This is a genomic window from Pseudomonas sp. NPDC089752, from assembly GCF_044748725.1.
In the GTDB taxonomy this organism is placed as follows: domain Bacteria; phylum Pseudomonadota; class Gammaproteobacteria; order Pseudomonadales; family Pseudomonadaceae; genus Aquipseudomonas.
Genome location: NZ_JBIVGP010000005.1, coordinates 44,743 through 68,349, shown reverse-complemented (window position 1 = coordinate 68,349; position 23,607 = coordinate 44,743). Strand labels below are relative to the sequence as shown.

Here is a 23,607-nt window from a genome sequence, read left to right as displayed (position 1 = left end):
TCCTCAAAGGGTCTAAACAGAGACTAGCTGGGCATCGCAGAGGTTCCACCCGGCAAAAAAAACGCCCCGGGCCAAGTGAAACAGGCCAGGGGCGATGCGCAGAAACGCCAGACGGTTCGTTGAATTTGAGTTACGCCGATACTTCGCGGCGGGCTTGCTGCTGTTGCGCATGCAGGCGGGCAAAGGCCCGGGCCAGGCGCAGGAGCATTTCGTCGATATTGCCTTTGCTCACAGTCAGCGCCGGCGAGAAGCGCACCACATCGGCTTGCGGTGCATTGAGCAGCAGACCCTCGTGCAAGGCTGCCTGCACCAGGTCTTTCGCCAGGGGTTCGTGCAACTGCAGGGCCCAAAGCAGGCCTTGGCCACGCACTTCGCCCTGCCCGTACCGGCCAGCCAGGCGGCTGAGGCCGTCGCGCAGGTGACGCCCGCTGTCTCGAACCTGCTCGAAGAAGCCCGGTTCCAATACGGTGTCCAGCACAGCCAGGCCGGCGGCACTCATCAGCGCGTTGCCGTGGTGGCTGCCCTCTAGCTCGCCGGGTTCCGCGCAGCAGGCCGTGCCACGGGCCAGCAAGGCAGCCAGCGGCACGCCCCCACCCAAACCCTTGCCCAGCGTGATGATGTCGGCGCGCACGCCGTAGGTTTCTTCGGCCAGCAGCGCACCACAGCGGCCGATGCCGGTCTGCACTTCGTCGAGGATCAGCAGAATGCCCAGCTCACGGCACAGCTTCTCGACACCCTGCAAGTACTCCCTGGTCGCCGGGATCACGCCAGCCTCACCCTGGATCGGTTCGAGCATGATCGCCACGGTGCGCGAATCGACTTGCGCATGCAGCGCCGCCAAGTCGTTGAACGGCACCTTGCTGAATCCCGGTAAACCTGGCTCGCAGCGGTTGCACGGCAGCGGGTCGGATGCCGACAAGGCCCCAAGGCTACGGCCATGGCAGCCCTGGCTGGCCGTGATGATGTGATAGGCGCCGTTGCGGTGCAGTCGGCCCCATCTGCGCGCCAACTTGATCGCTCCTTCGCAGGCCTCCGCTCCGCTGTTGAGCAGATACGCCTGCTCACTGCCGGTGCTTTGGCACAGACGGTTGACCAGCGCCAGCAGGCCACGGCTGTGAAAGCCCGAGCCCGGGTTGATCAAAGCCTGGGCCTGATTGCCCAGCGCCTTGACCAGCGCGCCGGGGCTGTGGCCGAGGCTGTTGACCGCGCAGCCCTGGGTGAAATCCAGGTAGGCCTGCCCTTCGCTGTCCCACAACCAGGAGCCTTGGCCACGCACGAACACTTGCGCGGCACGTTCGCTGCTCGGCATCAGACGTTCGCGGGACAACGGCGGCGCATCCGCCACGACCACCGGAGCACGCTTGGGTTCGGTAGCTGCGGCGGGGGCCGAGCGACGCAGGTTGAACAGGTTCATCGGGGCTCCAGCCAGGCACGGTAAGGGGGGCCAGCAGCCGGCCTTGTCGCCGGCGCTTGATATTTTGTCTTGCCTATCAAAAGTGTTTTTCAAACGGGGTAATAATGCGCTGATTACTAGCTTTAACCCGTTGGAATACGGCGATAGACTAGGCTTCGTCCGCGTCTGCGGCCATTTCGTTTTTTCAGCTTTTTCGATAAGTGTTTCTTATGGATTTTCGCCAACTGCGTTATTTCGTCGCGGTGTACGAAGAGGGTCATGTCGGCCGCGCCGCCGAGCGCCTGTCACTGTCTCAACCAGCGCTCTCGCAGCAGATTCGCCAGCTCGAGCACAGCCTCGACCTGAATCTGTTCGAGCGCAGTAACAAGCGCTTGTTACCGACCCTGGCCGCGCACACTCTCTACAACCACGCGCTGCCTTTGCTCGACGGGCTGCAACGCGCCCATGAGGCCATGCGCAACTTCAAGGGCCAGTCGCTGCGCACGCTGGCCATCGGCGTGCTGCAGACCGTGCGCCCTAGCCTGGTGCCACAGCTGCTGGAACGGGTACGCAAGGCCCAGCCGCACCTCGTGGTGCAGATCTATGAATTGTCAGGGCTGGAAATCGAACGGCGGCTGCTCAATGGCAACCTGGACATCGGCATCAGCTATCTGCCACCGCGCCAGCCGGGGCTGCATGGCATGCTGCTGTACGAAGATGAGTTGCAGTTGGTCATCCCCGATACCCACCCCTTGAAGGACTTCAAGAAGGTGTCGATCAGGCAAGCAGCAGAATTGCCGATGCTGATGCTCGGCGAAGAATTCCAGATTCGTCAGATCTGGAAGGAACAGCTGGCCAGCCAGGGACGCCGACCTCAGGTGCAAGCGGAGATGAACAACATGGGCGGCATTCTTGACAGCTTGGCCCACACCGCGCTGGCCACCATCCTGCCGGGCCGGGCCAAGGATGCCGCCGAGGACGACCAAGGATTGCTGTGGAAGCCCTTGAGCGAGCCACGGGTGCCGTTGAAAGTTGGCCTGGTGTTCCGTGACGCCCAACGCCAGCAGGCCTCGGTGGAGTTGCTGCGCACGTTGCTCGAAGAAGAAACGGACGCTCGACACCTGCTCGCCTGATAAAACATGCGCACAAAGAAAACCCCGCCGAAGCGGGGTTTTCCAGACTGTTTCCCTGTGACGTCCTTATCGCCCCACCGTCCTGGCAGGAAATCCTTCGTTGTCCCTGTTCTGTCCTTTGCGCTTCCTGCGCAACGTCCATGTACAAAGATTAGCCGTGGATCCAATCTGACACCAGTGGCGAAAGGTCACCACGGCGTGTAGGAGATCGCTTACAAAAAGGACACATTCACAAACATGTTGCCTGCCGTTAGAACTGCTCGGCATCCAACAGGTATAGCGATTCGCTGCCCGCCTTCACCGAAGCCACCAGCGAATCCACCCGCGGCAGCAATCGCGCATAGTAGAACCGCGCCGTCCCCAGCTTGGCCGAGTAGAACGCTTCATCGCCCTCGCCGGCCTTCGCTGCACGCGCCATCAGCGCCCACATGTAGGCATAGGCCACATAACCAAAGGCGTGAAGGTACTCCACCGAGGCGGCGCCGATCTCGTTCGGGTTGCTTTTGGCCTGCTGCAGCACCCACTCGGTCAGGCCGTCGAGTTGATCGAGGTAAGCTCCCAGCGGTTTGGCAAACTCGTCCAACTCACCACCTGCACCGGCTATGAACTGGCGAATCTCGTCGGAGAACACCTTGTAGTAAGCGCCGCCGCTCGCCACCACCTTGCGCCCCATCAAGTCGAGGGCCTGAATGCCGTTGGTGCCTTCGTAGATCTGGGTGATGCGTACATCGCGCACCAGCTGCTCCTGGCCCCACTCGCGAATGTATCCATGGCCACCGAACACCTGTTGGCCGTGAACGGCACACTCCAGGCCCAGGTCGGTGAGAAACGCCTTGGCCACCGGTGTCAGCAGCGCCACCAGCTCTTCGCTGCGTTTACGGGTGGCCGGCTCTTCGCTGTATTTGGCACTGTCTAACTGCATCGCCACGTAGGTGGAGAACGCACGGCCACCTTCGATCAGCGCTTTCATGGTCAACAGCATGCGGCGCACGTCAGGGTGGACGATGATCGGGTCGGCGGCCTTGTCCTTGGCTTGCGGGCCGGTAGGGGCACGGCTCTGCAGGCGGTCGCGGGCGTACTCCACGGCATTCTGGTAGGAACGCTCGGCCGTGGCCAGGCCCTGAATACCAACACCGAGGCGCTCGTAGTTCATCATGGTGAACATCGCCGCCAGGCCCTTGTTAGGCTCGCCGACGATATAGCCAACGGCTTCGTCGAAGTTCATCACGCAGGTGGCAGAGGCCTGAATCCCCATCTTGTGCTCGATCGAGCCACAGGTCGCCGGGTTGCGTGCGCCGAGGCTGCCGTCGGCGTTCACCATGAACTTGGGCACCAGGAACAGCGAGATGCCCTTGGGCCCGGCCGGTGCATCCGGCAGCTTGGCCAGCACCAGGTGGATGATGTTCTCGGTCAGGTCGTGTTCGCCGCCGGTGATGAAGATCTTCGTGCCGCTGACCTTGTAGCTGCCATCGGCCTGGGGCTCGGCCTTGGTGCGGATGATGCCCAGGTCGGTGCCGGCATGCGGTTCGGTCAGGCACATGGAACCGGCCCACACGCCGGCGTACATGTTCGGCAGATACTGTTGCTTGAGTGCTTCGCTGGCGTGAGCGTTGATCGACAGGCAGGCACCCGCGGTCAGCATCGGGTACAGGCCGAAAGCCAGGCTCGAAGCGTTGACCATTTCTTCGACCTGAGCCGAAATCGCCTTGGGCATGCCCATGCCGCCGAACTGCGGGTCACCGCCAACGCCGACCCAGCCACCTTCGGCGTAGGTGTTGTAAGCCTCGATGAAGCCAGCCGGGGTACGCACCGCGCCATTGTCCCAGTGGCAGCCCTCTTCATCCGCAGCGCGGCTGAGCGGGGCGATGGACTTGCTGGTGACCTTGCCGGCCTCTTCCAGGACGGCGATGGCGGTTTCGGCGTCGACCGCCTCGGCCAGCTCAGGCAATTGCGCCCACAGCTCTGCCACGTTGAAGACTTCATTCAGAACGAAGCGCATGTCGCGCAGCGGCGCTTTATAGTCAGCCATGACAACCTCTCGCTAGTCGAATCCAGGGGTTGAATTCAGTGTAACCGAACAACTTTTGCGAGACATAGGGTCATCACGCGACCGAATGGTCAATTGTGGTCACGCCATACGAACTGCCCCGCGCCGTGATTGTTGTCCATGAACCATGACACAGTTACGCCCCGCGCCCTTGGCACTGTACAGCGCCTGATCGGCGGCCTTCAGCACTTCTTCCGGGTTGCGATGTTCGGCCACACGTTCGGCCACGCCGATGCTGATGGTTACCGACACCGTGCCACTGGCGCTGCCATTGCGCCGTTGACGCCCGGCGGAGTCGTCCTGCGGGCGGTTGTTCTGATCGCGCAGGTGCATGGTGTAGTTGGCGATCATCTCGCGCACCGCTTCAACGTGCGGTACGCATTCTTCTGCCGTCTTGCCGGCGAACACCAGGGCGAATTCCTCACCGCCATAGCGGTAGGCTCGCCCGCCACCTGTAACCTTGGACAGGCGGCTGGCCACCAGGCGCAGCACCTGGTCACCGACATCGTGGCCATGGGTGTCGTTGAATTTCTTGAAGTGATCGACGTCGGTCATGGCGATCACGTAATTGCGCCCCAGCCGTTGCATGCGCTCATTGAGCGCGCGACGCCCCGGCAGGCCGGTGAGCTCGTCGCGAAAGGCCATCTGGTATGCCTCGTGGGACACCGCCGCGGCAATCATCAGCATCACCTGGCTGCACATGATGTTCAGGGTGAAGGGCAGGATGAAGGTCTTGGGCAGCATCCAGAAGATGCCGATCAGGCCAATGAGCTGAGCCGCGTGCAAGGGCCTGGGTTCGCGCAGGTATTGCACCACCAGCAGAATGAACACGCCGATGAACAACGGGTAGACCATCTGGATCAGGCTCATCCACTGACCATGCAGCGACGGCCAGCGGATTTCCGCCAACCAGCCCAGCAGCGCCTCGGGGAAGCTCTGCTCCAACGCCACCGCCACGCTACCGACGGCGAACAACACGGCAAAGCGGGCGAGCAGATCCTGGGCAAGATGCGTGCGCTCCTGCCAGGCGCCGAACAGGCCATATAACGCAGGCAGCAGCAGGCACACCAGGTGGAAAATCACCGCCGCGTCGTCGCGCACGCGGCCGTTGTCGCGGTAGTAGTCGGTCTGGGTATCGAGCAGGAAGTAGGCGATGTACACCGTGACCATCAGGAACAGTTCGCGCTGGCGGCGGTAAACCGCGCAGTAGGCGCCGCCCAGCAGCAGGACCAAGGTGGGCAGGACGTTGAACAGGGACGTGAAAAAGACGCTGAGGTCTCTCACGTAAGCCGCCGCAAGCCCCGCCACCAACAAAATCAGCGAAGGCAGGAAGTGGCTCGCGCGTACAGCGTTTAAACGAAACAAGGGTAATCTCCGACCCGGCAGATCAATAATGGCATTGTGCCTTTACTTCATCGGCAGCGCACATGAATTGATGAATACACCGCTGTGTTAACGGCAGCCGGGCCGCAGGGCTTGAGCTTTTCTTGTAACCGGATCTTGGGGGGGACCTGGTAGGAGCGGCTTCAGCCGCGATCACCGGCAAAGCCGGTGCCATCCACCGCGTTGCCTGCTTTCGCGGCTAAAGCCGCTCCCACAGAAAACGCGAAAACCCGCCTGCCGATGAAGGCAGGCGGGTTTCCGTGAAACCTGGCGGCTTAGTAGGACAGGCCGAAGTGCTCTTCGTCCATCGCCATCAGGTTGTTGGCGCCCGACAGCATGGTCGCTACATGGGTGCGGGTACGCGGCAGGATACGCTGGAAGTAGAAGCGCGCCGTCTGCAGCTTGGCGGTGTAGAACGCCTCTTCCGACGTACCGGCAGCCAGTTTCTCGGCAGCCAGGCGGGCGATGTCGGCCCAGAAGTAAGCCAGGCAGGCATAACCTGAGTACATCAGGTAATCCACCGAAGCGGCGCCCACTTCCTCGCGGTCCTTCATGGCGGCCATGCCCACTTTCATGGTCAGCTCGCCCCATTCCTTGTTGATCGCGGCCAGCGGTTCGACGAACTCTTTGACCGCCTCGTTGCCTTCCTGCGCCTGGCAGAACTTGTGCACGATCTTGGTGAAGCCCTTGAGCGCTTCGCCCTGGGTCATCAGCACTTTACGGCCGAGCAGGTCGAGCGCCTGGATGCCGGTGGTGCCTTCGTACAGCATGGAGATACGGCTGTCGCGCACGTTCTGCTCCATGCCCCACTCGGCGATGAAACCGTGGCCGCCGTAGATCTGCACGCCGTGGTTGGCCGCTTCGAAGCCGACTTCGGTCATGAACGCTTTGGCGATCGGGGTGAGGAAGGCCAGCAGGGCGTCGGCCTTCTTGCGCTCTTCTTCATCCTGGCTGTACTTGACGATGTCCACCTGCTTGGCGGTGAAGTAGACCATGGCGCGGTTGCCTTCGGCGAAGGCCTTCATGGTCAGCAGCATGCGGCGCACGTCCGGGTGGACGATGATCGGGTCGGCCGCCTTGTCCGGCGCTTTCGGGCCAGTCAGCGAACGCATCTGCAGGCGGTCACGGGCATACTTCAGGCCGCCCTGGAAGGCTACCTCGGCATGGGCCAGGCCTTGCAGCGCGGTGCCCAGGCGGGCGGTGTTCATGAAGGTGAACATGCAGTTCAGGCCCTTGTTGGCTGGGCCAATCAGGTAGCCGGTGGCACTGTCGAAGTTCATCACGCAGGTGGCGTTGCCGTGAATGCCCATCTTGTGTTCGAGCGAACCGCAGCTCACGCCGTTGCGCTCACCCACGCCGCCTTCGGCGTTGGGCAGGAACTTCGGCACGATGAACAGCGAGATACCTTTGGTGCCAGCCGGTGCATCGGGCAGGCGGGCCAGGACGATATGGACGATGTTGCCGGCCATGTCGTGTTCACCGGCAGAGATGAAGATCTTGGTGCCGGAAATCTTGTAGGAACCGTCGGCCTGAGGCTCGGCCTTGGTGCGCAGCATGCCCAGGTCGGTGCCGCAGTGAGGCTCGGTCAGGCACATGGTGCCGGTCCACTCGCCGGACACCAGCTTGGTCAGGTAGGTGTGCTGCTGTTCTTCGGTGCCGTGGGCCGAGATGGTGTTCATCGCGCCATGGGACAGGCCTGGGTACATGCCCCACGACCAGTTCGACTCACCGACCATTTCGCTCAGCGCCAGGCCCAGCGACTCGGGCAGGCCCTGGCCACCGTGGGCAACGTCATGCGCCAGGCTCGGCCAGCCACCTTCGACGAACTGCTCGTAAGCTTCCTTGAAACCGGTTGGGGTCTTAACGCCGGACTCGCTCCAGGTGCAGCCTTCGAGGTCGCCGACACGGTTCAGCGGGGCCAGCACCTGCTCACAGAATTTCGCGCCTTCTTCGAGGATCGCGTCGACCATGTCGGGCGTGGCGTCCTGGCAACCCGGCAGGCTCTGATAGTGCGCCTCATAGCCAAGCAGCTCGTCGCGAACGAAGCGAATATCACGCAAGGGGGCTTTGTAATCAGGCATTGCGATGAACCTCTGTGATGAGTCCGGTGGGGAGACCGCTGATACCGACCAGCTCTTGCCGGCTTTCGGTCAAACAGGTGTTTGAAACTTACGTTTAGGACTGACCGATGTCAAGGAGGGACTATAGTGCCATTTACGCCGCGAAAGATGGCAGTTATGCCATTGCTCATTTTCAAGGAACGAAAACGACTGTGGGAGCGGACTTGTGTGGGAGCGGGCTTGCCCCGCGAAGACGTCAGACCAGACAACCTGTTGTGTCTGTACTGACGCCTTCGCGGGGCAAGCCCGCTCCCACACAAGACCACTCCCACAGAGATAACCGTGTGATAGATGCTATCAGGCGTAGGTATCGATGAACCGACCAAGCATTTCGTCGGAAGCCTTGGCGACCTTGGCACCCAGCTCGACTTCGGTTTTGCCCAGTGCCAGTTGCACGGTACTGGTGGCAAGGTCCATCTGCTGGCTGCGATCGACCGCGCGCAGGCGCTCGGCCTGAAAGTCGCTGGACTGGCTGGTGGCGGCGCGTTCGACGCCAGTGTTGGCGATCTGGCTGGCCGCCTGGTCGACGCGGTTCTGCCCGCTCTGAATGGCGCTGAGGCCTGCGTAATACGCAGAGCTACCGGTGATTTCCATGTCAAGACTCCAATGACGCTGGATGTGAACAGTGGCAATTAAAGCAGGCCAGGGCACAAAAGGCCCGTTTAAATCCCTAATAGCTCAGTGCCATCCAATAGACCTGGGGCATGCAAGCTCAATCCAGCAGGTCCAGTTGCAGATGCTCCGCCACGGCATCTGCAGTGGCTACCTTGAGCTTTGGCACCCGCCCCAGGCAGGGCGCTGGCAAGCGCTCGGCCAGGCTGGCGAGGTTCTCTTCCAGGCGCGCCGTGCGCGGCTCGATGATATTGGCAACCCAGCCCGCCAGTTGCAGGCCGTCACGGGCGATCGCTTCCGCGCTGAGCAACGCATGGTTGATACAACCCAGCCGCACCCCGACCACCAGAATCACCGGCAGCTTCAGGGCAATGGCCAAGTCCGACAGGTTGGCGTGATCGGACAGCGGCACCCGCCAGCCGCCCGCACCTTCGACCAGCGTGAAATCCGCGCCCTGGTCCAGCACGTGCTGCATGGCCTTGCGCAGGGCCGGCACCTCCAGCGCAACACCCGCCTCGCGCGCAGCCACATGCGGCGCGATGGCGGGCTCGAAGGCAACGGGGTTGACCTCTTCATAGGCCAGCTTGATCGAGCTTTCGTCGATCAGTGCCAGAGCGTCACTGTTGCGCAGCCCCTTGGCCGTCATCGTGCAACCGGACGCCACCGGTTTCGCCCCCAGCGTACTCAGGCCCTGCAGCCGCGCCGCATGCAACAACCCGGCGGCAATGGTGGTCTTGCCGACATCGGTATCGGTCCCCGCGATGAAATAGGCCTGGCTCATGTCGCTCCTCTCACGCCTGTGGCTTGCGCAACACACCATAGACCACCTGATAGGTGGCTGGCAGCCCTTGCGGTTGACGGAATGCTTCGTACGCCTGCAATAACCTTTCCATGCGCGCGCGCCCGGTCAGGCCCGACGGGCGCCCAGGGTTGAGATTGTGCGCACCCAAAGCCTTGAGTTCGTGGGTCAGCCCGCGCACATGCGGGTAGTGCAGCACATGAGCCTGCTGACGCAACCCGATCTGCTCCAGGCCACTGGCCGCGCACAGCCGCTGATAATCCTCGAAGCGGCGGAAGCGGTTGACGTGCACCAGGCCATCGACCGCCTGCCAGCTGGCGCGCAACTCGTCCAGGGTACCGACACACAGGCTGCTGAAGGCCAGCACACCACCCGGTCGCAATACCCGTCTTGCTTCTTCCAGCACGCTGCCGAACAGGCTGCACCACTGCACGGCCAGGCTGGAAAACACCAGGTCGACGCTGCCATCACGCAGCGGCAGGCGTTCGGCATCGCCTGCCACGTGATACTGCGCGCCGCCCTGCTCGCCCCGGGCGTGGCGCAACATGCCTTCGGCGATGTCCACGGCCAGGCCACTGGCCGGCGCGAAGCGTTCGGCCAACACGCGGCTGAAAAAGCCGGTGCCACTGCCCAGGTCGAGCCAGCGCGAGGGCATCAGGGTGTCCGGCAACTGCTCCAGCAGGCTGACACCCACCGCGCGCTGCAAGGCGGCCACGCTGTCGTAGCTGGCTGCCGCGCGGGAAAACGAAGCCGCCACCTGGCGCTTGTCCGGCAGCGCGCCGGGCAGGGTTGGACGGGAAAGGTCAGTCATCGCCACTCTCATGCAAAAAACTCTTGATGCCCTCGGCCAGCTCCAGCGGATATTCCAGCAGGAAGGCATGGGAACTGTCTTCGACCAGGCCAACCTCGACGTCTGGCAGCAGCTCGCTCAGGGCCTTGGCCGCCTCGGGCGGAACCAGGGCATCGCCACCCGCGAACAGATGCAACTGCGGGCCACCATAAGCCTGCAGCGCATCGCGGGTGTCGAGCTTGGCCAGTACTTCAAGGCCGGTGGCCAGATAAAGCGGATCGGTATCCGGCACGCCAACGCCCAGCTGACGCAATAGCGTGCGGGGCTGCAGGGCGCCGTCGCTGCACAGGGTGCGAAAGCGCTTGAGGGTCACTGAGGTGTGGCTGCGGCAACCGTCGAGAAAGGTGCCGAAGGTGTCTTCGGCCATGCCGTGGGGCCAATCGGCACGCGCGACGAAACTGGGGTTGCTGGCCAGGGTCAGCAGCCCGCAGCAATGGTCGCCGCGCTTGCGCGCAAGCTCGCTGGCGAGCATGCCGCCAAGCGACCAGCCGCCCAGCCAGGTGTCAGTCGGTACGGTACGGTCCAGGTGGTCGACCCACGCCTGCACATCGGCGTCGGCCAGCTCCGGCAGGGGCATCAATTCGACCTGCAGGCGGGCATCCTGGGCGCGCAGGCTGGCGGCCAGCGGTTCCAGCGCCGCGGTACCCAGGCCCCAGCCGGGTAGAAGGATCAGTCGGTTACGCATCAGCGGCCTCCAGCTGTGGATAACACTCGGCCAATGCATTCAACAATAGCTGCACCTGCGCCTCACTGTGCGCGGCGCTCAAGGTCACCCGCAGGCGTGCGCTGCCAGCAGGCACGGTGGGCGGGCGGATGGCGGTGACCAGCAGCCCGCGTTCGCGCAGCATCTGCGACAGGCGCAGGGCCTGTGCACTGTCGCCGATCAGGATCGGCTGGATCGGCGTCGGGCTGTCCATCAGCTGCAGGCCGATCTGTTCGGCGCCCAGGCGGAACTGGCGAATCAACGCGGCAAGGTGCTCACGGCGCCAGGTTTCGCGGCGCAGCAGCTCCAGGCTCTTGAGCGTGGCACAGGCCAACGCTGGCGGCTGACTGGTGGTGTAGATGTAGGGCCGGGCGAATTGCACCAGCGCTTCGATCAATTCTTCGCTGCCGGCGACGAAGGCACCTGCCGTGCCGCAGGCCTTGCCCAACGTGCCGATCAACACCGGCACATCCTCGATGCCCAGCCCGAAGTGCTCGACGATGCCGCCGCCCTGGGCACCCAAGGTACCCAGCCCATGAGCATCGTCGACCATCAGCCAGGCACCCCGCGCACGCGCAACCTTGGCCAGGGCCGGCAGGTCGGCAAGGTCGCCGTCCATGCTGAACACCCCGTCGGTGACCACCAAGGTGTTGCCGGTCGCCTTGTCCAGGCGCTTGGCCAGGCTGGCGGGATCGTTGTGCAGGTAACGGTTGAAACGGGCACCACTGAGCAACCCGCCATCGAGCAGCGAGGCGTGGTTGAGGCGGTCCTGCAGCACCGTGTCGCCCTGCCCCACCAAGGCGGTGATGGCGCCGAGGTTGGCCATGTAACCCGTGGAAAACAGCAGCGCTCGCGGGCGGCCAGTGAGCTCGGCCAGCGCTTCTTCGACCTGGTGGTGCGGCGTGCTGTGGCCGATCACCAGGTGCGAGGCACCGCCCCCCACTCCCCAGCGCTCGGCGCCGGCCTGCCAGGCGGCGATCACTTCGGGATGGTTGGCCAGGCCCAGGTAGTCATTGCTGCAGAAGGCCAGCAACGGCTGGCCATCGACCACGACGTGCGGCCCTTGCGGGGTTTCCAGCAGGGGCCGCTGCCGATACAGGTCTGCGGCGCGCCGTTCGGCCAGGCGCGCCGCCAGATCGAAGGCCATGTCAGGCCGTTGCTGCGTTGTAGAACAGCTCGCTGCTGCGTTGCTCGACCAGCGCCTGCTCGATGGCGGCCTGGTGCACTTCGTCGGCATGCTCTTCGCGGGCTTCGGGTTTGATGCCCAGACGCGCGAACAGCTGCATGTCCTTGTCGGCTTGCGGGTTGGCGGTGGTCAGCAGTTTCTCGCCATAGAAGATCGAGTTGGCGCCGGCCATGAAGGCCAGGGCCTGCATCTGCTCGTTCATCTGCTCGCGGCCGGCGGACAGGCGCACGTGCGACTTGGGCATCAGCAACCGCGCGACCGCCAGCATGCGGATGAAGTCGAAGGGGTCGACGTCTTCTTCCTCGGCCAGCGGGGTGCCGGCGACTTTCACCAGCATGTTGATCGGTACCGACTCCGGGTGCTCAGGCAGGTTGGCCAGCTGGATCAGCAGGCCGGCGCGGTCGTCCAGCGACTCGCCCATGCCGAGGATGCCACCGGAGCAGATCTTCATCCCGGCATCGCGCACGTAGGCCAGGGTCTGCAGGCGCTCGCTGTAGGTGCGGGTGGTGATGATGCTGCCGTAAAACTCCGGCGAGGTGTCGAGGTTGTGGTTGTAGTAGTCGAGGCCGGCCTGGGCCAGGGCCTGGGTCTGGTCCTGGTCGAGCTTGCCGAGGGTCATGCAGGTTTCCAGGCCCATGGCCTTGACCCCTTTGACCATCTCCAGCACGTAGGGCATGTCCTTGGCCGACGGGTGTTTCCAGGCCGCGCCCATGCAGAAGCGGGTCGAACCGATGGCCTTGGCCCGGGCGGCTTCTTCCAGCACCTTCTGCACTTCCATCAGCTTCTGTTTTTCCAGCCCGGTGTTGTAGTGGCCGGACTGCGGACAATATTTGCAATCTTCCGGGCAGGCGCCGGTCTTGATCGACAGCAGCGTCGAAACCTGTACGCGGTTCGGGTCGAAATGCGCGCGGTGCACGGTCTGCGCCTGGAACAGCAAGTCATTGAACGGCTGCTGGAACAGCGCCTTGACCTCGGCCAGGGTCCAGTCGTGACGTGTTGTTGCAGTTGTGCTGGCGCTCATCGGCGTTTCCTTGTTTAGGCTGTAACTGGCGCCGGGACAGGAATGCCCGCCAGCGCATCACGGATAGCTCGCATAGTCATGGAAGGCCTATGAACTGTCAACCTTGGTTAAAAGCTCTGGTTTACAAGTGTATAACTATTGATCAAATGTGTTTGTTGTGCGACGAGCCCGCCGAACAACCTTACCCATTATGCGTAGCCTGTGAGCAGGAGCTGCCCTGGCTAGGTGATCACTGCCTTCGCTGCGCGTTGCCACTACCGATGGCCGGACTGACCTGCGGCCCGTGCAGCCGTCGCGCACCGGCCTTCGATCAGGTCATCGCGCTGTGGCATTACGGCTTTCCGGTGGATGCGCTGATCAGCCGTTTCAAGCACAACCGGCAATGGCCGCTGGGGCGGTTGATGGCCGAAATGCTGGGCCATGGCCTGCAGCATCGCTATGCCGAAGGGCTGGCAAAGCCCGAGCTGCTGTTGCCTGTGCCGCTGGCCAGGCGTCGACAGCGCGAACGCGGCTTCAACCAGGCCGGCCTGTTGGCGCGCTGGTTATCCAAGGGGTTGGCGATCGCCTGCGACGAGCAACTTTTGCTGCGCACGCGCGAAACGCCCGCGCAGCAAGGTCTGGATGCCAGGGCCCGGCGGCGCAATTTGCAGCGGGCCTTTGCCCTGGCCGATGCAGGTCACTTCGATGGCCTGCATGTAGCCGTGGTCGATGATGTGCTGACCACTGGCACCACCGCTCAAACCATCGCCGCCCTGCTGCGTGATGCCGGTGCACGCCGGGTCGATGTGTATTGCCTGGCACGCACGGCAAAACCGGGGCAAGCTTGACGGGTCAGTCTCAGATAGGCGTCATCATGTCCCTGCCCGCTCTCCTCACCCAGCACATCGCCCGCCGTCCGCAACGCATCGCTCTGCTGCAGCACATCGCCGAGCAAGGCTCGATCACCCGCGCCGCCAAGGCGGCCGGCATCAGCTACAAGGCCGCCTGGGACGCCATCGACGAACTCAACAATCTGGCCAGCCAGCCCCTGGTCGAGCGCAGTACCGGCGGGCGTGGCGGCGGCGGAGCGCGGCTGTCGGACGAAGGCGAGCGGGTGCTGCGCCTCTACCAGAAGCTGCAGGCGCTGCAGGCGCAGATACTGGAAGCCGCCGAAGAGACCAGCGACCTCGACCTGCTTGGGCGCCTGATGCTGCGCACCAGTGCGCGCAACCAACTGCAAGGTCAGGTCAGTGGTTTGCGCCGCGAAGGCCGGCACGACCGGGTGAGCCTGGCGCTGGGCGGGGGGCTGGAGATCGAAGCATTGATCACCCACGACAGCACCGCTCGCCTGGAGCTGACCCTGGGCACCATGGTGGTGGCCTTGCTCAAGGCCGGATGGGTGCAGTTGCTGGGCGCCGAGGAGCAACCTGAGGCTGGCAGCAATGTGCTCATGGCGACCGTCGAGGAGGTGCTGGCCGATGGGCACGAGCCTAGTGAAGTGCGGCTGGCACTGGAGAATGGGCAGACCCTGTGCGGGTTTGCCGAGGCGGATTGGTTGGTACGTGAGGCGGTAACGGCAGGCAGCGAGATTCGGGTGCAGTTCCATGCTGCCCATGTTTTGCTGGGGGTGCCGGTTTAGCCTGGCCGCGCTTCGCGCGGTTCGCGGGGCAAGCCCGCTCCCACATTTACATCGCAGACTTTGACCTTGTGGGAGCGGGCTTGCCCCGCGAAGTGGCCGGCACTGATACCATGAGCCCCTGCAGCCCACCCCGGAGCACTCATGTCGCATCCCTTCGCTACCCTCACCCCCGACCTGGTCCTCGACGCCGTGGAAAGCCTCGGTTTTCTCAGCGACGCGCGCGTACTGGCCCTGAACAGCTACGAGAATCGCGTGTACCAGGTGGGTATCGAAGACCAGCAGCCGTTGATCGCCAAGTTTTACCGCCCGGAGCGCTGGAGCAACGCGGCGATTCTGGAAGAACACCGTTTCACAGCCGAACTCGCCGATTGCGAAGTGCCGGTGGTCGCGCCGCTGCAGCACGATGGCCAGACCCTGTTCGAACACCAGGGTTTCCGCTTTACCCTGTTCCCACGGCGCGGCGGTCATGCGCCGGAACCCGGCAACCTTGACCAGCTCTATCGCCTCGGGCAACTGCTAGGCCGCATGCACGCCGTTGCCGCGACCCGCCCGTTCGAACATCGCGAAGCGCTGACTGTGGATAACTTCGGTCATGATTCGCTGCAAACCCTGCTGGAGGGCGACTTCGTACCACGAGAGTTGCTGCCCGCATTCGAGTCCGTGGCGCGCGAGCTGCTGAAGCGGGTCGAGGATATCTATGCGCGCACACCGCATCAGGTCATGCGCCTGCATGGCGACCTGCACCCCGGCAACCTGATGCATCGCGACGACGTCTATCACGTCGTCGACCTCGACGACTGTCGCATGGGCCCCGCCGTGCAAGACCTGTGGATGATGCTCGCAGGCAGCCGCGAGGAACGTCTCGGCCAATTGGCCGAGCTGATCGACGGCTACAACGAGTTCCACGACTTCGACCCACGCGAACTGCCCCTGATCGAACCCCTGCGCGCCTTGCGCCAGCTGCACCACAGCGCCTGGCTGGCGCGGCGCTGGGACGACCCGGCATTCCCGCGCAGCTTCCCCTGGTTCGGCCAGCCACGTTACTGGGGCGACCAGATTCTTGCCCTGCGCGAGCAAACGGCGGCCCTGGATGAGCAACCACTGAAATTGTTCTAAATCCCCGCCAGGGTCTGACTACAATAGGCGTCGCTGTATTTAGCTACCTAAGCAAGGATTCTGCATGCACGCCGCAAACCCGCGTCGCGGGTACATTCTTGGCCTTTCGGCCTACATCATCTGGGGCTTGTTCCCGCTGTACTTCAAAGCCATTCAGAGCGTTCCGGCGGTGGAGATCATCGTCCACCGGGTGCTCTGGTCGGCCCTGTTCGGCTCTCTGCTACTGTTGGTCTGGAAACACCCAGGCTGGTGGCGCGAACTGCGTGAAAACCCGCGTCGCCTGACGATCCTTGCCCTGAGCGGGACGCTGATCGCGGCCAACTGGCTGACTTATGTGTGGTCGGTGAACAACGGCCGCATGCTCGAAGCCAGCCTGGGCTACTACATCAACCCCTTGGTCAACGTGCTGCTGGGCATGCTCTTGCTGGGTGAGCGCCTGCGTCGCCTGCAATGGCTGGCGGTGGGGTTGGCCGCCGTGGGTGTGGCGCAGCAGGTATGGCAGGTCGGCAGCCTGCCGTGGGTATCGCTGGTGCTGGCGCTGACCTTTGGCTTCTACGGCCTGATCCGCAAGCAGGCGCCGGTTGCCGCACTCCCCGGCCTGGTGGTGGAAACCTGGATGCTGGTGCCGCTGGCATTGGGATGGCTGCTGCTGCACCCCGCCGCAATGAGCGCCCAAGGTGAGTTCTACACCACCAGCGAAGCGCTGTGGCTGATGGCCGCTGGGCCAGTGACGCTGATCCCGCTGGTGTGCTTCAACGCCGCCGCGCGCCACCTGCCGTATACGACCCTGGGCTTCCTGCAGTACCTGGCGCCGACCTTGGTGCTGCTGCAGGCAGTGCTGCTGTTTGACGAACACCTGTCGTCGAGCAGTCTGGTGGCATTTATCTGCATCTGGGCGGGTTTGGCGCTGTACAGCGTCGATGCCTGGCTGAATCTGCGCAAGCGCGCCTGATCACAGTTTCCCGGTGGGAGCGGCTTCAGCCGCGAACACCGGCGAAGCCGGTGCCATCTACCGAGGTGCTTGCGGATCAATCTTCCGGCCGCAACTTCAACTCCACCATCAAGTCATCCGCCAGGCTCTCCAGCTTCTGCTGCAGGTCATCCAGCGACAAGGTCAACGGCAGCGCCAGCAAGGCGTCGGCATGGAACAGTGGCTCGCTGCTCATCGGTGCCGGGCGCACTTCTGTAGTGAAGCGCTCCAGGTTCACGCCCTGTTCAGCCAGCAAGCGGGTAATGTCGCGCACGATCCCTGGCCGATCATTACCCACCAGCTCCATGGCGATCGGCTTCCAGGTGCAGGAAGGCTCGATGCCGCTCTCGGCGATCAGCACACGAATTTCGTATTTGCCCAACGCCTGCAGCGACTTCACCAACTCGTCATAGTTTTCCGCAGGCACCGCCACCCGCAGGATCCCGGCGAACTGCCCGGCCATGCGCGACATGCGGCTCTCCAACCAGTTACCGTTGTGGTCGGCGATGCACTGGGCAATGCGTTCCACCTGGCCGGCCTTGTCCGGGGCGATCACGGTCAGTACAAGATGATCCACAGGGGTTACCTCTGCGTCGGGCCGCCCAAAGCGGCGGAAATTCGGGGGATCGACTCAGTATAGGCAAGGCGCGGCAACCTGCCGCAGGACAGTCTGCGGAACTAATCGTGTACTGTTTCAAGATTTATCTGGAACAATCCCTAAGTTTTTTGCGAACATAGCCACTCCCAGCGTGACCCGACGCGACCAACCGGTCGCAGAACGGCGCTTTTAGTCTGATGTTTACCCGCCTGCTGCTTCATGTAGTATGCGTTGGCGCAGACTACAAAACGTCGTTTCGATGTCTGCCAAGGCGCCTGTGAAAATACGCCAACCGCCCGCCAGCCTGTCTGGCGAGCCGCACCCAGCCGCTCTCGTAGTGGCGAGAGCATGTACTGGTGCCGTGTTTAGAGAAGCGCTACAGGCTTAATACAGAAGAGCGAAAGCGAAATAGCTGAGCAGAGGTGAGGCAAGCAATGACTGGATACGTTCAAGTCGGTGGCCTTCAGGTCGCCAAGGCCCTGTACGACTTCGTCAACGACGAAGCGATCCCTGGAACCGGCATCGAAGCCGACAAGTTCTGGGCCGGGGCGGCAGAGATCATTAAAGACCTCGCTCCAAAGAACAAAGCCCTGCTCGCCAAGCGCGACGAGCTGCAAGCCAAGATCGACGCCTGGCACCAGGCACGCCAAGGCCAGGCGCACGACGCCGTAGCCTACAAGAGCTTCCTCCAGGAAATCGGCTACCTGCTGCCACAAGCCGACGATTTCCAGGCCACCACGCAAAATGTAGACGAAGAAATCGCCCACATGGCCGGCCCGCAGCTGGTCGTGCCGGTGATGAACGCCCGCTTCGCCCTGAACGCCGCCAACGCCCGCTGGGGTTCGCTGTACGACGCGCTGTACGGCACCGATGCCATCAGCGATGAAGGCGGCGCGGAAAAAGGCCAGGGTTACAACAAGGTGCGTGGCAACAAGGTCATTGCCTTCGCCCGCGCCTTCCTCGACGAAGCCGCGCCGCTGGCCGCAGGTTCGCACGTCGACTCCACCGCCTACCGCATCGACGGCGGCAAGCTGGTGGTTGCCCTCAAGGGTGGCAGCAACAGCGGCCTGCGCGATGACGCTCAGCTGATCGGCTACAAGGGCGACGCCGCCGCACCGACTGCCGTGCTGCTCAAGCACAACAACCTGCACTTCGAAATCCAGGTCGACGCCAGCACCCCGGTCGGCAGCACCGACGCCGCTGGCGTCACCGACATCCTGATGGAATCGGCGCTGACCACCATCATGGACTGCGAAGACTCGGTCGCCGCCGTCGACGCCGACGACAAGGTCATCGTCTACCGCAACTGGCTGGGCCTGATGAAAGGCGATCTGGCCGAAAGCGTGAGCAAAGGCGGCAAGACCTTCACTCGCACCATGAACCCAGACCGCGAATACGCCGCGCCCAATGGCGGCAGCGTCACCCTGCACGGTCGTTCGTTGCTGTTCGTGCGCAACGTCGGCCACCTGATGACCAACCCGGCGATTCTCGATGCCCAAGGCAACGAAATCCCGGAAGGTATCCAGGACGGCCTGTTCACCAACCTGATCGCCCTGCACAACCTCAACGGCAACACCAGCCGCAAGAACACCCGCACTGGCAGCGTGTACATCGTCAAGCCGAAGATGCACGGCCCTGAAGAAGTCGCGTTCGCCGCCGAAATCTTCAGCCGCGTCGAAGACCTGCTGGGCATGCCGCGCAACACCGTCAAGGTCGGCATCATGGACGAGGAGCGCCGCACCACGGTCAACCTCAAGGCCTGCATCAAGTCGGCCGCCGAGCGCGTGGTGTTCATCAACACCGGCTTCCTCGACCGTACCGGTGACGAAATCCACACCTCGATGGAAGCCGGCGCCGTGGTGCGCAAGGGCGCCATGAAGAACGAGAAGTGGATCGGCGCCTACGAGAACAACAACGTCGACGTTGGCCTGGCCACCGGCCTGCAAGGTCGCGCGCAGATCGGCAAGGGCATGTGGGCCATGCCCGACCTGATGGCGGCGATGCTCGAGCAGAAGATCGCCCACCCGCTGGCCGGTGCCAACACCGCCTGGGTACCGTCGCCGACGGCCGCCACCCTGCACGCCCTGCACTACCACAAGGTCGACGTGCAGGCCCGTCAGCGCGAGCTGGCCAGCCGCACTCCGGCGTCGGTCGACGATATCCTGACCATCCCGCTGGCGGCCGATACCAACTGGTCTGAGGAAGAGATCCGCAACGAGCTGGACAACAATGCTCAGGGTATCCTGGGCTACGTGGTGCGCTGGATCGACCACGGCGTGGGTTGCTCGAAGGTGCCGGACATCAACAACGTCGGCCTGATGGAAGACCGCGCCACCCTGCGTATCTCCGCTCAGCTGCTGGCCAACTGGCTGCGCCATGGCATCGTCAGCCAGGAGCAGGTGCTTGAGAGCCTCAAGCGCATGGCTGCGGTGGTCGACAAGCAGAACGCCAACGACGCCCAATACCGCCCGATGGCAGCGAACTTCGACGATAACGTCGCGTTCCAGGCCGCCGTGGAGCTGGTAATCGAGGGTGCCAAGCAGCCCAACGGTTACACCGAGCCAGTGCTGCACCGTCGCCGTCGCGAGTTCAAGGCGCGTAACGGGTTGTAATCGGACGGGGCCGCTGTGCGGCCCATTCGCGGCGCAAGGCCGCTCCCACAGATATCTCGCAATGCTTCAGACCTGCGCGATACCTGTGGGAGCGGCCTTGTGCCGCGAATGGGCTGCAAAGCAGCCCTAGATCACTCGATCCTCAATTCTTTCTTTACCAGCTCCAGCAACCTTCCCAGATCCACAGGTTTGAGCAGAAAATCCACCACACCCAGGTGCATCACATCCACCGCCTCCTTCACATCGGTGTCGCCCGACACCACGATGATCGACAACGCCGCCCGCTCCGATTCTCGAATCTGCCGAATCAAGTCCATGCCATCATTGGGCTGCATCCGTAGATCAGTGATCATCAAGGCGATTCGTGGCTCGTAATGCAACTTGAACATCGCCTCCTGCGCCCCGTCTGCAGTCATGCTCTCGATGCCCCGGCTTTTCAGGTACAGCTTGAGCGCCTCGCTGTTCACCGGGTTGTCATCGACAATCAGCACCACAGGCTTCGGCGCCACAGGCGCACTCACCACGGCCAATGCCTCACGTTCGGCGTCACTCAGGATGTCGTCGTCAACCATGGTCATCTCATCAAAAAATGCTTGCTCACCGGTAAGACCGCTCCCTGCGAAATAGATCACACCGCGCTCATAGACTTACGTCCAATGGGCACCACACCGCCGTCAGCCGACCATGGGGGTCGAGAACAACAAGGCCGGCACCTATATAGATATATATAGTTCGGCGTAGCGATACGGTCAGTTTCATGAGCAAAAAGGACGCCTACAGTCAGGCAGGCAGGACGGCTGTGCTGCAGAACATCCAGAGCACACTGCAGTTCCTGCAGCGTTTTCCGCCGTTCAACCAGATGGAACTCAGTCACCTGGCGTTCCTGGTGGAGCAGTGCCAGCTGCGTTTCCATGCCCGCGGTGAAAGCATCATCAAGCCCGCCGACGGGCCGGTCGAGCATTTCTATATCGTCAAGCAAGGCCGCGTGGTCGGTGAGCGCCAGCACCTGGTCAAGCCGGGTGTGGAAACCACCTTCGAGATCACCAGCGGCGAATGCTTCCCCCTGGCGGCGCTGCTCGGTGAACGCGCCACCCGCACGGAACACCTGGCCGGTGAAGACACGTTCTGCCTGCAGTTGAACAAGGCCGCGTTCATCCGCGTGTTTTCGATGTCGGAGGTGTTCCGCGATTTTGCCCTGCGCGGCGTCAGCAGCCTGCTCGACCAGGTCAACCAGCAAGTGCGCCAGCGCGCCGTGGAAACCCTCGGCACCCAGTATTCGCTGAACACCCCGCTGGGCGAGCTGGCCATGCGTCACCCGGTGGTCTGTTCGCCAGACTTGCCGCTGCGTGAGGCCGTGCGGTTGATGCACGAACAGCAGGTCGGCAGCATCGTGGTGGTCGACCCGCAGCGTTACCCGGTGGGCATCTTCACCCTGCGCGACCTGCGTCAGGTGGTGGCCGCCGCCGATGCCGACCTGGGCGCGCCGATCGACCGGCACATGACGGCCAATCCGTTCTATCTCAGCCCCCAGGCCAGCGCCTTCGATGCCGCCATGGCGATGACAGAGCGGCACATCGCCCATGTCTGCCTGGTGGACAACCAACGGCTGTGCGGCGTGGTGTCCGAGCGCGACCTGTTTTCCCTGCAGCGGGTCGACCTGGTGCACCTGGCCCGCACCATCCGCCACGCCCCGCGCCTGGACACACTGTTGTCGCTGCGCGGCGAGATCGGCCAGCTGGTCGAACGCATGCTCGCCCATGGCGCGTCCTCGACCCAGATCACCCAGATCATCACCCTGCTCAACGACCACACCGTGTGCCGGGTGATCGAACTGGCACTGGCCGAGCGCGGCGACCCGGGCGTGCCGTTCAGCTGGCTGTGCTTCGGCAGCGAAGGGCGCCGTGAACAGACGCTGCACACCGACCAGGACAACGGCATCCTCTTCGACGCGAGCGACACCCTTGAGGCCGAAGCCATTCGCGCCCGTCTGCTGCCACTGGCCCAATACATCAACCAGTGCCTGGCCCAATGCGGCTTCACCTTGTGCAAGGGCAATGTCATGGCCGGCAACCCCGAGCTGTGCCTGTCGCGCAGCGAATGGGCGCGGCGCTTCGCCGGTTTCATTCGCGAAGCCAGCCCGGAAAACCTGCTGGGGTCGAGCATCTACTTCGACCTGCGTGTGGTCTGGGGTGACGAACAAGGCTGCGAACAGTTGCGCCGCAGCGTGCTGGAGCAAGTCGCCGACAACCGCATCTTCCAGCGCATGATGGCCGACAACGCCCTGCGCCAGCGGCCACCGGTGGGCCGCCTGCGCGAGTTCGTGCTGACCCGCCAGGGCAACGACAAGACCGCGACCCTCGACCTCAAGGTGCAAGGCCTGACGCCCTTCGTCGATGGCGCCCGGCTGTTGGCCCTGGCGAACGGCATCGGCGCCTGCAATACCCTGGAACGCCTGCGCCAGCTGGTCGACAAAGGCGTTATCGAGCCCCTCGACGGTGCGGCGTACGAAGAGGCCTACCACTTCATCCAGCAAACCCGCATGCAGCAGCACCAACGCCAGACCCGCGAAAACCTGCCGTACTCCAACCGGCTCGACCCGGACAGCCTCAACCACCTGGATCGGCGCATCCTGCGTGAGTCGCTGCGCCAGGCCCAGCGCCTGCAAAGCAGCCTGGCGCTGCGGTACCAGCTATGAGCCTGTTCGCCTGGCTACGCCCCGCCACCCCGGTGCTGAGCGAGGCGTTGCAACAGCGCGTGGCTCAACTGCCCAAGGCCGCACCGCTGGGCGTGTGCTCGCTGCGTGAACAGCGCTGGGTGGTGCTCGACCTTGAGACCAGCGGCCTGAACCCCAACCGCGATCAAGTGCTGTCGATCGGCGCGGTGGCGATCGAAGACGGCGCCATCGACTTCTCCCAGCAGTTCGAACGCACCCTGCACCGCCCGACACAGAAGACCAACGCCAGCGTGCTGATCCATGGCCTGGGCCCGAGTGCCCTGGCTGCTGGCAGCGACCCGGCCGAAGCGCTGCTGGAGCTGTTGGAGTTCATGGGCGACAGCCCGGTGCTGGCGTTCCACGCCCCCTTCGATCAACGCATGCTGGCCCGGGCGCTGAAGGAAAGCCTGGGCTATCGCTTGCAACAGCCGTTCCTCGACGTGGCCGAACTGGCCCCCCTGCTCAACCCCGATACCGTGCTGCGCGAAGCCGGGCTGGACGACTGGGTCGCGCGCTTCGGCCTGCAGGTAGAGGAACGCCATCACGCCAGCGCCGATGCCCAGGTTACCGCCGAACTGGCCTTGATCCTGTTCAGCCAGGCCCGCCGCCAGCAGCTCGACAGCCCGTTGCAGCTCGAACAGCGCCTGCGCTCCTGGCGCCGGCGCAATGTGCATCACCACGGCCTGTGATGGCAATCCGATAAGCGTCCATTGCGCGGCGCCCCCCGCCTCTG

The 23,607-nt window shown here is 63.5% G+C and carries 20 protein-coding genes; 8 read left to right on the top strand and 12 right to left on the bottom strand.

All coding sequences use genetic code 11. The annotated features are described in order from the left end of the window. Positions 1 to 130: 130 nt before the first annotated feature. Positions 131 to 1,414 carry an aspartate aminotransferase family protein gene (locus ACIPZF_RS09690; protein WP_400798226.1) on the bottom strand — a complete coding sequence of 428 codons (1,284 nt, stop codon included), beginning with the start codon at positions 1,412 to 1,414 and terminating at the stop codon, positions 131 to 133. 209 nt (positions 1,415 to 1,623) lie between these two features. On the opposite strand from ACIPZF_RS09690, the gene ACIPZF_RS09685 reads away from it, so the two are divergent. Then, on the top strand, positions 1,624 to 2,526 hold the full coding sequence (locus tag ACIPZF_RS09685) for a LysR family transcriptional regulator (RefSeq protein WP_400798223.1): 903 nt from the start codon (positions 1,624 to 1,626) through the stop codon (positions 2,524 to 2,526). A 250-nt stretch (positions 2,527 to 2,776) separates the two neighbouring features. Here the strand turns inward: ACIPZF_RS09685 and ACIPZF_RS09680 are convergent, their stop codons facing one another. The 9 genes from ACIPZF_RS09680 to bioB form a co-directional block, all read right to left on the bottom strand. Continuing rightward, positions 2,777 to 4,555 carry an acyl-CoA dehydrogenase C-terminal domain-containing protein gene (locus ACIPZF_RS09680; RefSeq protein ID WP_400798220.1) on the bottom strand — a complete coding sequence of 593 codons (1,779 nt, stop codon included), beginning with the start codon at positions 4,553 to 4,555 and terminating at the stop codon, positions 2,777 to 2,779. Between the two features lie 99 nt (positions 4,556 to 4,654). Then, a complete protein-coding gene (locus tag ACIPZF_RS09675) occupies positions 4,655 to 5,938 on the bottom strand; it encodes a diguanylate cyclase (protein WP_400798217.1) in 1,284 nt (427 codons plus the stop codon). A 293-nt stretch (positions 5,939 to 6,231) separates the two neighbouring features. Next, positions 6,232 to 8,037 carry a phenylacyl-CoA dehydrogenase gene (locus ACIPZF_RS09670; protein ID WP_400798214.1) on the bottom strand — a complete coding sequence of 602 codons (1,806 nt, stop codon included), beginning with the start codon at positions 8,035 to 8,037 and terminating at the stop codon, positions 6,232 to 6,234. Positions 8,038 to 8,373: 336 nt separating this feature from the next. Next, entirely contained in the window at positions 8,374 to 8,670 is a 297-nt protein-coding gene (locus ACIPZF_RS09665) for a pyrroloquinoline quinone biosynthesis protein PqqE (RefSeq protein ID WP_400798211.1), read from the bottom strand. Positions 8,671 to 8,788: 118 nt separating this feature from the next. Then, positions 8,789 to 9,469, bottom strand: a complete 681-nt coding sequence (bioD, locus tag ACIPZF_RS09660; RefSeq protein WP_400798208.1) for a dethiobiotin synthase — start codon at positions 9,467 to 9,469, stop codon at positions 8,789 to 8,791. Positions 9,470 to 9,479: 10 nt separating this feature from the next. After that, positions 9,480 to 10,298, bottom strand: coding sequence for a malonyl-ACP O-methyltransferase BioC (bioC, locus tag ACIPZF_RS09655; protein ID WP_400798205.1), 819 nt, complete (start codon positions 10,296 to 10,298; stop codon positions 9,480 to 9,482). Continuing rightward, positions 10,291 to 11,022, bottom strand: coding sequence for an alpha/beta fold hydrolase (locus ACIPZF_RS09650; RefSeq protein ID WP_400798203.1), 732 nt, complete (start codon positions 11,020 to 11,022; stop codon positions 10,291 to 10,293). The genes bioC and ACIPZF_RS09650 overlap by 8 nt, the downstream gene beginning before the upstream one ends. Next, positions 11,015 to 12,187 (bottom strand): 8-amino-7-oxononanoate synthase, encoded by a 1,173-nt coding sequence (bioF, locus tag ACIPZF_RS09645; RefSeq protein ID WP_400798200.1) that lies wholly within the window; start codon positions 12,185 to 12,187, stop codon positions 11,015 to 11,017. Before bioF ends, ACIPZF_RS09650 begins: the two co-directional genes overlap by 8 nt. Before the next feature lies 1 nt (position 12,188). Next, positions 12,189 to 13,247: a biotin synthase BioB gene (bioB, locus tag ACIPZF_RS09640; protein ID WP_400798198.1), complete on the bottom strand. Its 1,059-nt coding sequence runs from the start codon at positions 13,245 to 13,247 to the stop codon at positions 12,189 to 12,191. 89 nt (positions 13,248 to 13,336) lie between these two features. Between bioB and ACIPZF_RS09635 the strand changes: the two genes are divergently transcribed. The 4 genes from ACIPZF_RS09635 to rarD all read left to right on the top strand — a co-directional run bounded on the left by ACIPZF_RS09635 (position 13,337) and on the right by rarD (position 16,933). Further along, positions 13,337 to 14,074 (top strand): ComF family protein, encoded by a 738-nt coding sequence (locus tag ACIPZF_RS09635; RefSeq protein WP_400798195.1) that lies wholly within the window; start codon positions 13,337 to 13,339, stop codon positions 14,072 to 14,074. A 26-nt stretch (positions 14,075 to 14,100) separates the two neighbouring features. Beyond that, a complete protein-coding gene (locus ACIPZF_RS09630) occupies positions 14,101 to 14,865 on the top strand; it encodes a TOBE domain-containing protein (RefSeq protein ID WP_400798192.1) in 765 nt (254 codons plus the stop codon). 141 nt (positions 14,866 to 15,006) lie between these two features. After that, the gene (locus tag ACIPZF_RS09625) at positions 15,007 to 15,981 is read left to right on the top strand and encodes a serine/threonine protein kinase (RefSeq protein ID WP_400798189.1); all 975 of its coding nucleotides are present in this window, start codon (positions 15,007 to 15,009) and stop codon (positions 15,979 to 15,981) included. 64 nt (positions 15,982 to 16,045) lie between these two features. Next, complete coding sequence (rarD, locus tag ACIPZF_RS09620; protein WP_400798186.1) at positions 16,046 to 16,933, top strand: EamA family transporter RarD; 888 nt, start codon at positions 16,046 to 16,048, stop codon at positions 16,931 to 16,933. A gap of 76 nt (positions 16,934 to 17,009) precedes the next feature. Here the strand turns inward: rarD and ACIPZF_RS09615 are convergent, their stop codons facing one another. Continuing rightward, positions 17,010 to 17,528 carry a glycine cleavage system protein R gene (locus ACIPZF_RS09615; protein ID WP_400798185.1) on the bottom strand — a complete coding sequence of 173 codons (519 nt, stop codon included), beginning with the start codon at positions 17,526 to 17,528 and terminating at the stop codon, positions 17,010 to 17,012. 455 nt (positions 17,529 to 17,983) lie between these two features. Here ACIPZF_RS09615 and ACIPZF_RS09610 point away from each other — a divergent pair, with 455 nt between their 5' ends. Then, positions 17,984 to 20,161, top strand: a complete 2,178-nt coding sequence (locus tag ACIPZF_RS09610) for a malate synthase G (protein ID WP_400798182.1) — start codon at positions 17,984 to 17,986, stop codon at positions 20,159 to 20,161. Positions 20,162 to 20,292: 131 nt separating this feature from the next. Here ACIPZF_RS09610 and ACIPZF_RS09605 read toward each other — a convergent pair whose 3' ends face one another. After that, positions 20,293 to 20,739, bottom strand: coding sequence for a response regulator (locus ACIPZF_RS09605; RefSeq protein WP_400798179.1), 447 nt, complete (start codon positions 20,737 to 20,739; stop codon positions 20,293 to 20,295). Between the two features lie 179 nt (positions 20,740 to 20,918). Between ACIPZF_RS09605 and ACIPZF_RS09600 the strand changes: the two genes are divergently transcribed. Together ACIPZF_RS09600 and ACIPZF_RS09595 are read left to right on the top strand one after the other, a co-directional pair. Beyond that, the gene (locus ACIPZF_RS09600) at positions 20,919 to 22,856 is read left to right on the top strand and encodes a putative nucleotidyltransferase substrate binding domain-containing protein (RefSeq protein ID WP_400798176.1); all 1,938 of its coding nucleotides are present in this window, start codon (positions 20,919 to 20,921) and stop codon (positions 22,854 to 22,856) included. Continuing rightward, complete coding sequence (locus tag ACIPZF_RS09595) at positions 22,853 to 23,563, top strand: PolC-type DNA polymerase III (protein WP_400798173.1); 711 nt, start codon at positions 22,853 to 22,855, stop codon at positions 23,561 to 23,563. Before ACIPZF_RS09600 ends, ACIPZF_RS09595 begins: the two co-directional genes overlap by 4 nt. Positions 23,564 to 23,607: the final 44 nt, after the last annotated feature.